The organism is Pedobacter alpinus (genome assembly GCF_042684645.1).
Taxonomy (GTDB): domain Bacteria; phylum Bacteroidota; class Bacteroidia; order Sphingobacteriales; family Sphingobacteriaceae; genus Pseudopedobacter; species Pseudopedobacter alpinus.
Map to the genome: position 1 here is coordinate 147,821 of NZ_JBHULV010000046.1, position 10,338 is coordinate 158,158.

The following is a 10,338-nucleotide window of genomic DNA, read 5'->3' on the forward strand; positions in this document are numbered from 1 at the left end:
CTAAACTAAATTTGAATTTAAAAAACGGTTACTAATACCCGAAGCTCTTTGTACTTGTGCGTTTGCAGCTTCTAAAATTGCAGCATTGCTACCTTGCAAAATCACTTTGTTTTTTGCTCTGGTAATTCCTGTGTATAACAGCTCTCGGGTTAAAATATTAATTCCTTCTGTTTGGGGCAATAAAATAAGTACTTCGTCAAATTCAGAACCTTGACTTTTATGAATAGTCATTGCAAAAACTGTTTCAACTTTTGATAATAATCCTGGCAAAAATGGCTTTATTTCTCCTTCTGTATTTTCAAAATAAGCTTTCAGTACCCCGTTTTCGTCATACCTAATTAAACCAATATCACCGTTAAATAAACCTAAATCGTAATTGTTGCTGGTCATCATTATTGGTCGATTTTCATAAAACTCTTTATCTAATTTTATTAAACCTTTTTCTGATAAAAACTGTTCAACTCGTCTGTTACTGTTATATAAACCTTGTTCTCCTTCTCTAATGGCACATAAAACTCTAATTTGGTTCAGTTTTTTTAAGGCCAATTTAACATCCGGTTCTAAAATATAATGCTGGTAATTACTTACCGAGTTTTTAAAAATCACCTCATTATATTCAGTATCTATCAAAATTCTATGATCAACTTGCTGGTCAATAAATAGTTGAATTTCATTAATGTTATTATTGATAATTGCGGTACTAAATTTACCAATACCTTCTTCGCTATTAAACCTATGGCTATGTTGCAATTCTACAATGTGTTGAAATAGCGGATGTTCGCTTTCTTTTAACTCATTAGATGGAATTTTGGAGCTTTCCTCATTAATGAAAGAATTAATTAAGGATAAACGTTTGCTGCTAAAAACGTTTAATTGTGATTGAGCCATACATAAATCTCCGAATAAACTTCCTGCTTCAACAGATGCCAACTGGTCTTTATCTCCCAATAAAATGAGTTTAGTGTTTTGTCCAACAGCATTTAAAAGTTTGGCAAAAAGCGCCACATCAATCATTGATGATTCATCAACAATTAAAATATCAAACAATAATGGGTTTTGTTGATTGTGTTTGAAATATGGCGAATCGGGAATGTAACCTAATAAACGATGTAAAGTACTGGGTTGTATTTCTTGAAATTTAGATTTAATATTTTCATCAAGTTCAAACGAAATGTTTTTTAAAGACTCCGCCATTCTTGCTGCGGCTTTACCTGTTGGGGCTGCTAAACCTACCTTTAAGTTAGGGTTTTGTGTAAAAAGTATAGCTAATATTTTAGCAACGGTAGTTGTTTTGCCTGTGCCAGGGCCACCAGTAATAATGCTGAAATTATTAATATAACTATTAACTGCTGCTGCCAATTGCCAGTTTACAATTCCTGATCTACTTTCAAATAGTGTACTTATAAATTCTTTTTGTTTTGTTAGTGATAAAATCCGCTGTTCTTCTTCTGTTTTTTCTGAATGAGTGAAAGCTTTAATACGTTCCAAAATTTGAGTTTCGTAATGAAAGTAGCGTTGTAAGTAAAGCCTGTTTTGATATAAAATAAATGGCTTCTTAATTTCTATCGAAGAGCTTACAAAACCATCATCTGCTAAATATTTGATAGCAACCTTTAAAGGTTTATAATAAGGCGGAATTTCTTCATTTTCAAAATCAATAGCATCTAAAATCAAACAAATATGCCCTTCACTTAATTTTTTTGAAACTAAATAAGCAAATGGCTTTAAGTTTTCGCTTTTAAAGAAAGAAGCAAATTGCTGGTGTACATCATTATAAGTTTGCATTAGCTAAATTGATTTTATTACTGTATTTCAGGCTTAGAAAGCTCTAATTTTTTTGAAGTTTCAATATAGGGAAAATTATGTTTGAACGATAGATTGTGGAAAGCTTTTGGAGTGATTTGTAAAATACTATATTTCAAAAGCTTAATTTTATCAAAAAGAAAAATATGCTGAAATATGTTTGCCCTAAACTACCAATGCGTAACAAAAACAGCATAATTACCTATTATAAAAAACTAGGTTTTGTGGTTATTGGTGATTATGAAGGTTATTTGATGATTACTAAAGATGAGATTGAAATTCATTTCTTTGAATTTAAAGACCTTATTCCTTTAGAAAATTATGGGCAAGTTTATATTAGAGTTAAGGATATTGAAGTTTTTTATGATTTTTTGTTAGCTAATGATATTCCAATTCATCCAAATGGTGCTTTACAAAATAAACCTTGGAAACAAAAAGAATTTTCACTTTTAGACCCCGATGGTAATTTATTAACTTTTGGTGAAGATTTGAATTAGTGAATTTTTCATCTTGAAAAAAGATTAAAAGCTATTAGCCTTCGGCATTTTGCTTTATGCAATTTTTATTATAAAATTATAAATGGATACTCAAATATTATTGGATTTAGTGAAGGTTAGAATGCCTTTTGGTAAATATAAGGATAGGCTATTGTGCGATTTACCAGTTTCTTACTTAGAATGGTTTGCATCCAAAGGTTGGCCTCCGGGTAAATTAGGCCAGCAATTAGCAACTATTTACGAAATTAAAATTAATGGATTAGAAGAATTGTTAAAACCTTTTAGAAGAGGTTAGAGTTTCTTTTTAAACGAGAAATTTCTTTGAGAAAAGTAACTAAACAAAGTAACCAACACAAATGTAAAAATGTAAGATGGCGTTGGATACCAATCTAAACCATCTACAAATAACTTCATAAAAATGTAGTTTAAAAAGATGCAAACACCTACAATTAAAAAATACCTGAATAATTGCACTCTTTTTTGTAAGTAAGAACCATCAAAAACCACAAAAGTATTCAGATAAAAACCAATAGGAAATGTAATACTAAAAGCTAATAAAAAAGAAAATATGTGAGAGCTTATGGCAATATTTGGGAATATATGAACCACTTGTTTTTTTACAACAAAGTTCTCTGTAACTGCAAATATCAAAAAGTTTAAAACTGCATTTCCACCACCACAAGCAGCATATCTATAGGTCTGCAAAGGGATCAATTTTCTAAATAATGGATAAAAAGAATCTATTAACCCTAATAAAAATTTCTGAAACTGATGATGGGTACTCATGCTCATTGCTGCAAAGATAGTATTTTACATTAATCTATTTAATTAACAGACGAATGGGCTTTTAAACTTCTTTGTGCTAAAAACACACTAATTAAAATCAATATTGAGCTTAATAAAAACGGGGCTCCAGGAAACTGAAACGGTGCATTTTGACTGGTAAAGTAAGCAAATAACATAGTCATTAGTGGTGGTGCAAAAATAGTTGTGGCGCTCATTAAACTTGTTAATGCTCCTTGTAATTCTCCTTGCTCATTTGATGGTGCATAACCACTTATGATACTTTGTAAAGCTGGACCGGCAATACCGCCTAAAGAATAAGGAACTATAAAAACAAACATTAATAAACCGTTAGGTGCAAAAGCAAAAAGCAATAAACCTAAACTATAAAAAGATAAACCAATGTATAAACTCTTTTCTTGTCCAAATTTAGGGATTGCCCAGCGTATTATTACAACTTGTACAACACCAATCATTAAACCTATAAATCCTAACGAATAGCCTACCCAAGCCTCATTCCAACTAAATTTTTCCATCCCATAATACGCCCACGTACTTTGCAAGCCATTATTAGCTGTATACATTAATATTAAGGTGATTATTAAACCAGATACAGCGGGGTACTTTTTTAATTGCATTAAAGAACCAAAAGGATTGGCTCTTTTTAAAACAAAAGGCCGTCTTTTTTCTAAAGGTAAAGATTCTGGCAATACAAAATAACCATAAAGTGTGTTTAAAAGACTTAAACCTGCGGCTGCAAAAAACGGAATTCGAGAACCAAATTGGCCTAATAAGCCGCCCATTACTGGTCCTAAAATAAAACCTACACCAAAGGCAGCACCAATTAAACCAAAGTTTTGAGCTCTCTTTTCTGGAGTGCTAATGTCTGCAATATAGGCTGATGCAGTGGTGAAACTCGCACCTGTAACACCTGCTATAATTCGCCCAACAAACAACCACCATATTGTAGGTGCAAAGGCCAAAAAAAGATAATCTATACCAAATCCAAATAGAGAGAAAAGTAAAACTGGTCTTCTTCCAAATTTATCACTTAAATTACCTAAAATAGGGGCACAGATAAATTGCATAAAGGCATAAGCAAAAGTAAGCCAGCCACCGTAACTAGCAGCGTCACTTAAGTTACCGTTAATTAATTCGGAAATTAAAGTAGGTAAAACCGGAATGATGATTCCTAAACCAGTTACATCAATTAATAAAGTGATGAATATAAAACCTAAAGAAGCTTTGCCATTTTTTGCCATGTTTTGCAAAGATGTGGAATTTACTACAAAAATTCTTTTAGAAGTTTAGTTTAGAGATAGGAGATTTCTTTTGTAAATTTTATAAATTATATTTTTAGATAGCCATCTATCTCCGTTACCTCTGTGTTCTCTGTGGTTATAAAAAAACAAACAGCTAATGTAAATTCATTGTGTTTTTATTTTCATTGATGATGATTTTATCACAGAGGACGCAAAGAACACTGAGCTGTGTACATAAAAAATATAAAAATATCTGCGTAAATCAGCGAAATCTGCGGGAGAAAAACATTTACCAAATAAATCATAAAAAAAGCCTTAGCTTTTAAAAAGCTAAAGCATTTAATTAATCTTCAAACAGGAAATTATATTTTGTATATCAGCTTTAAGCATTCAGCTTTAAGCATAATCTAAATATACCTATTCCCAAATTTTTGTTTAACATCTGCAACAACCTGCTTAACATGTTGCTCTTTATCACGTGGGCAAATCATCAAAGTATTATTAGATTCTACAATTATAAAATCATGTAAATCTTGCAAAATCACCAATTTATCAGAAGGTACGTTTACCATGCAATTCGATGAATTATACATCATCACTTTTTCTGAATTGATGACCGCATTGCCAACATAATCTTTATCAGCTAATTCATAAACAGAAGTCCAAGTACCTAAATCTGACCACCCAAATTCAGAAGGCATTACAAAAACGTTATCAGCTTTCTCCATTATACCATAATCAATAGAAATACTTGGGCAACGTTGAAAAGCAGACTGTATAAAATCTTTTTCAGCAGGGCTATTATATTGATTTTTACCGTCTCTAAATATTTCACTCATATCAGGCAAATGATTGTCTAATGCTTCAATAATAGCACCAACGCTCCAAATAAAAATTCCAGAGTTCCATAAGAAATCACCACTCGCTAAAAATGTTTCGGCAATTTCTAAATTTGGTTTTTCTGTAAAAGTTTTTACTTTGTGTAAATTTTCTTCAATGGTTTCGTTAGCATATTGTATGTAGCCATAGCCGGTATCTGGTCTAGAAGGTTTTATTCCTAAAGTAATTAAACAATTATGAGCTTTACTAGCAAGTAAGGCTTGGTTAATTGAATTTATAAAGTTTTCTGTTTCTAAAATTAAATGATCTGATGGGGCAACCACAATTTGAGCATCTTTATCAATCTGATTAATTTTATAGCAACCATAAGCAATACAAGGTGCGGTATTACGCATAATAGGTTCGCCAATAATTTGGTTATCAGTTAATTCTGGTAATTGTTCTTTTACGAGGTCAAAATAATTTTCGTTTGTTAAAATATATATGTTTTCAACTGGTAAAATCTTTTTAAAACGTTCAAAAGTGTTTTGAATCAAACTTTTTCCTGTTCCTAAAACGTCTAAAAACTGTTTAGGATATGTGGTTCTGCTTACAGGCCAAAATCTGCTTCCAATACCACCTGCCATTATTAAGGCATAATTGTTTTTATTCATGAGGTTGTTAATTATATAATTCCTTCTTTAAGTAAATCGTGTAAATGTACTACTCCTTCGTAATTGTTTTGTTTTGTTACTATTAAACTTGTGATATTAAACTGCTTCATTTGATTTAGCGCATGAATTGCCATTTCATTAAAATCAATGGTTTTAGGGTTGTGATTCATTATATCAACAGCTTTAAGCTTTTCAAATGACTCGTATTTCTCCATCATTCTTCTTAAGTCGCCATCTGTTATTACGCCTCTAAGTTCATTATTTTCTACTATAGCTACAACGCCTAATCTTTTTTTAGTAATTTCTAGTATGGCATCTTTAATTGAAGCATCAATTGAAATTTCTGGTTTTTCATTAAGAGAACATAAATCAGAAACCTTTAAATAAAGCTTTTTACCTAAAGCTCCTCCAGGATGGTATTTTGCAAAATCTTCTTTAGAAAACGCTCTGCACTCTAATAAACAAACGGCTAAGGCATCACCTAAAACCAATTGTGCTGTAGTACTAGTAGTGGGTGCTAAATTGTTTGGACAAGCTTCAATGGCAACAGTAGCATCTAAAACAAAATCAGACTGTTTTGCCAAATACGATTCCTTTTCACCAACAATACAGGCTAAAAGATTATCACCTTGTTTCAGCAAAGGAATCAAAACTTTTATTTCGGCAGTATTTCCACTTTTTGAAAGGCACAATACCAAATCATCTTTTTGTATTATTCCTAAATCGCCATGTACAGCATCTGCTGCATGCATAAAAACAGAAGGCGTACCTGTAGAATTAAAAGTAGCAACTAATTTTTGAGCAATAATTGCACTTTTACCAACACCTGTTATAATAAGCCTTCCTTTAAGATTAATGATTTCTTTAACAAGTAAAGCAAAGTCCTTAGATAGCTGTAATTGAAGCTGTTTGATGGCTTCTGCTTCTAAGGAAATGGTGCGGTTTGCAATCTCTAAAATTTCTTGAGATGACTTCAAATTTGTAAATTTTATAATTAAATATAGTTATATCACAAAAATATGTTATTTTCAAGTCTAAAATCAGCATGAGCTGTTTTTTATGACAATAAAAATGCAGATTAAAAAATCTTTAATAGACAACTTACAAACGTTTTTCGGCTTTAACAACTTTAAAGGTGACCAAGAGGCCATTATTAATAGTATTTTAGAAAAAAACGACACGTTTGTTATAATGCCAACAGGTGGAGGTAAATCTATTTGTTACCAATTGCCAGCTTTAATGAGTGAGGGAACCGCTTTAGTGATTTCTCCGTTAATTGCTTTAATGAAAAACCAAGTAGATCAGTTAAGAGCTTTTGGTGGTAGAGATAGTATTGCTCATTTTCTGAATTCATCTTTAAATAAAACAGAAATTGCAAAGGTTAAACAAGATGTTTTAGCTGGAGAAACTAAATTGCTTTACGTTGCACCAGAATCTTTAACTAAGCAAGATAACATTGATTTCTTAAAGCTATTGAAAATATCTTTTGTAGCTATTGATGAAGCTCATTGTATTTCTGAGTGGGGACATGATTTTAGACCGGAATATCGTAAAATACGTCAGGTTATTAATAACATTGGTGATGATATTTCATTGATTGCTTTAACAGCTACTGCTACTCCCAAAGTTCAGTATGATATTCAGAAGAATTTACAGATGACAAATGCGAATTTGTTTAAATCTTCTTTTAACCGTCCTAATTTATTTTATGATGTACGCCCTAAAAACGATGTTATAAAAGAGATTGTTAAATACATCAAAAGCCACATGGGCAAATCTGGTATTATTTATTGCTTAAGCCGAAAAAAGGTTGAAGAGGTAAGTAATGCTCTGGAAATTAACGGTATAAAGTCATTGCCTTATCATGCCGGTTTAGATCCAAAAGTTAGAGCCGATACGCAAGATAAGTTTTTGATGGAAGATGTTGATGTGATTGTAGCAACTATTGCATTTGGTATGGGTATAGATAAACCCGATGTGCGTTATGTGATACATCACGATATTCCAAAAAGTATGGAAGGCTATTACCAAGAAACTGGTAGAGCTGGTCGTGATAGTGGAGAAGGAATTTGCATAGCTTTTTACTCTGAAAAAGATGTTGACAAGCTAGCTAAATTTATGAAAGACAAGCCAGTTTCTGAAAGAGAAATAGGCACACAAATACTTAAAGAAGTTATTGATTATTCAGAATCCGCAGTTTGTAGAAGAAAACAAATATTACATTATTTTGGAGAAAACTTTAATGAAGTAGGCTGTAATAATAATTGCGATAATTGCCGAGCGAAAAAAGAACATTTTAATGCCGAAGAACCCTTAGCAGTTGTTTTAAATATGATTAAAGAGTTTGGTGAAAAATTTGACGATCATTATATTATTAATGTGCTGTTGGGTTTAGAAACTGCTCAGATACAATCATACAAACACCACCAAACAAAATATTTTGGTAAAGGCAAAGAAGAAGGTATATTACTTTGGAAATCTGTTTTAAGACAAGCCTTGTTAGATAATTTTATCATAAAAGATGTTGATAATTTTGGCTTATTAAGGCTATCAAAATCAGGAGAAGCTTTTATTGAAAGTCCTTATGCGCTTCGTTTTATTATGAACCGAGAAATGGAAGCTATAAGAGAAGATAATGATGATAACCATCAACAAGGTGGAGGCGCAGTTGATGCAGAACTTTTAAAAATTCTTAAAGACTTAAGGAAGAAACTTGCTAAACAGAAAAATCTTCCTCCGTTTGTAGTTTTTCAAGACCCCTCTTTGGATGAAATGTGTACACATTACCCAATTTCTATGGAAGAGCTGAAAAACATTTCTGGTGTTGGAAATGGTAAAGCAGCTAAATTTGGCGCTGCCTTTATAGAAGTAATTAAGAAATATGTAGAAGAAAACGATATTGATAGGCCAATAGATTTTGTGGTAAAAACAACTGCAAATAAATCGGCTTTAAAAGTGTCAATCATTCAAAATATTGACCGTCAAATATCATTAGAAGATATTGCTGCATCTAAAGGAATCTCTTACGAAGATATTTTAAAAGAAGTAGAATCTATTGTTGGTTCTGGAACAAAATTGAACCTTAATTATTTTATTGATGAAGTAATTGATGATGACCGTCAAGACGAAGTTTTTGATTATTTCAGAACCGCCGATGTGGATTCTATTGATAAAGCTTTAGAAGAATTAGGTACAGATGATTATAACCGAGAGGAAATTCAATTAATGAGGATTAAGTTTATGTCTGAATTAGGGAATTAGTTTTAAGTAAAAAGTCATAAGTAAAAAGACCTATTTAATATTCTAATCTTAAAGCTGATTGATAAACGAAATAGTAATTCAAAATTTAAATAATATTTAATAGTGAAGGCTTAGTAAAATCTATCCTTCACTCATTCTATCCCTCAAAATTAATTTGAACATTAAAAATTCAAAACTTCACTCATTAAAATGTTGAACATTCCAAAATTAAAAAATACCGATTCAAATAATTTCTTTTTAATGGCTGGTCCATGCGCCATAGAAGGCGAAGAAATAGCATTTAGAATTGCAGAAAAAATTGTAAAAATTACAGATAAGCTTAATATTCCTTACATCTTTAAAGGTTCGTACCGTAAAGCAAATCGCTCTCGATTAGATTCTTTTACAGGAATTGGAGATGAAAAAGCTTTAAAAATTTTGGAAAAGATAGGTAAGGAGTTTGGTATTCCAACAGTGACAGATATTCACGAAAGCCAAGAGGCTGCAATGGCAGCAGCTTATGTTGATGTTTTACAAATACCGGCGTTTCTTTGTCGGCAAACAGATTTATTAATGGCAGCCGCTAAAACCGGCAAAGTGGTAAATGTTAAAAAAGGTCAGTTTCTTTCTGCTGGCTCAATGAAATATGCAGTTGATAAAATTACTGAAAACGGCAACCCAAATGTTTTATTAACAGATAGAGGAAACACGTTTGGATACCAAGATTTGATAGTTGATTTTAGAGGAATACCAGAAATGAGAGCTTTCAACGTTCCAGTAATTATGGATTGTACCCATTCATTACAACAGCCTAACCAAGCTTCTGGTGTAACTGGCGGTAAACCTGCCTTAATAGAAACCATAGCGAAAGCTGCCATTGCTGTTGGTGCGGATGGTTTGTTTATTGAAACTCACCCCGATTTATCAAATGCAAAATCTGACGCTGCTAATATGTTAAAGTTAGATTTGCTGGAAGGTTTGTTGGAGAAGTTGGTGAGGGTTAGGCAGTCTATCTTGTAATCGATTTGTTAATTTTAACAAAAAAAGCTATCTTTTGAGGGCTTTTTTTGTTAATTTTCTATTGAAAATTACTAGTTATTAATTGTTTATATCATATTTAAACTGTGATTGCAATAGTTTATAGAGATTTTTTATTGTCAGATTATTGTTTTTTGAGAAGCGTTACTTTAGATATATAAAAGCCAATATGTATGTTGCTGTTTTGGATTGAATTAATAGCTCTCCAAACTCCTGAGGTGT

Annotated in this window: 9 protein-coding genes; 4 read left to right on the plus strand and 5 right to left on the minus strand. The window is 31.7% G+C overall.

Annotated features, from left to right (window positions below; genetic code table 11):
- A complete protein-coding gene (gene recD / locus ACFSSE_RS13615; protein WP_379040309.1) occupies positions 1-1,785 on the minus strand; it encodes an exodeoxyribonuclease V subunit alpha in 1,785 nt (594 codons plus the stop codon).
- A gap of 164 nt (positions 1,786-1,949) precedes the next feature.
- Between recD and ACFSSE_RS13620 the strand changes: the two genes are divergently transcribed.
- Both ACFSSE_RS13620 and ACFSSE_RS13625 read left to right on the plus strand, forming a co-directional pair.
- On the plus strand, positions 1,950-2,300 hold the full coding sequence (locus ACFSSE_RS13620) for a bleomycin resistance protein (protein WP_379040307.1): 351 nt from the start codon (positions 1,950-1,952) through the stop codon (positions 2,298-2,300).
- An 82-nt stretch (positions 2,301-2,382) separates the two neighbouring features.
- Positions 2,383-2,595: a DUF3820 family protein gene (locus ACFSSE_RS13625; protein WP_379040306.1), complete on the plus strand. Its 213-nt coding sequence runs from the start codon at positions 2,383-2,385 to the stop codon at positions 2,593-2,595.
- Here the strand turns inward: ACFSSE_RS13625 and ACFSSE_RS13630 are convergent.
- The 4 genes from ACFSSE_RS13630 to ACFSSE_RS13645 form a co-directional block, all read right to left on the minus strand.
- Entirely contained in the window at positions 2,592-3,086 is a 495-nt protein-coding gene (locus ACFSSE_RS13630) for a GtrA family protein (RefSeq protein ID WP_379100982.1), read from the minus strand. The two genes, ACFSSE_RS13625 and ACFSSE_RS13630, sit on opposite strands and share 4 nt — an antisense overlap.
- A gap of 38 nt (positions 3,087-3,124) precedes the next feature.
- Positions 3,125-4,345 carry a TCR/Tet family MFS transporter gene (locus ACFSSE_RS13635; protein ID WP_379040304.1) on the minus strand — a complete coding sequence of 407 codons (1,221 nt, stop codon included), beginning with the start codon at positions 4,343-4,345 and terminating at the stop codon, positions 3,125-3,127.
- A gap of 407 nt (positions 4,346-4,752) precedes the next feature.
- Positions 4,753-5,838, minus strand: a complete 1,086-nt coding sequence (locus tag ACFSSE_RS13640; RefSeq protein WP_379040303.1) for a mannose-1-phosphate guanylyltransferase — start codon at positions 5,836-5,838, stop codon at positions 4,753-4,755.
- Between the two features lie 11 nt (positions 5,839-5,849).
- Positions 5,850-6,815: a KpsF/GutQ family sugar-phosphate isomerase gene (locus tag ACFSSE_RS13645; RefSeq protein ID WP_379040302.1), complete on the minus strand. Its 966-nt coding sequence runs from the start codon at positions 6,813-6,815 to the stop codon at positions 5,850-5,852.
- A gap of 94 nt (positions 6,816-6,909) precedes the next feature.
- Here ACFSSE_RS13645 and recQ point away from each other — a divergent pair, with 94 nt between their 5' ends.
- On the plus strand, positions 6,910-9,099 hold the full coding sequence (gene recQ / locus ACFSSE_RS13650; protein ID WP_379040301.1) for a DNA helicase RecQ: 2,190 nt from the start codon (positions 6,910-6,912) through the stop codon (positions 9,097-9,099).
- A gap of 189 nt (positions 9,100-9,288) precedes the next feature.
- Positions 9,289-10,098 carry a 3-deoxy-8-phosphooctulonate synthase gene (kdsA, locus tag ACFSSE_RS13655; RefSeq protein WP_379040300.1) on the plus strand — a complete coding sequence of 270 codons (810 nt, stop codon included), beginning with the start codon at positions 9,289-9,291 and terminating at the stop codon, positions 10,096-10,098.
- Positions 10,099-10,338 lie beyond the last annotated feature (240 nt).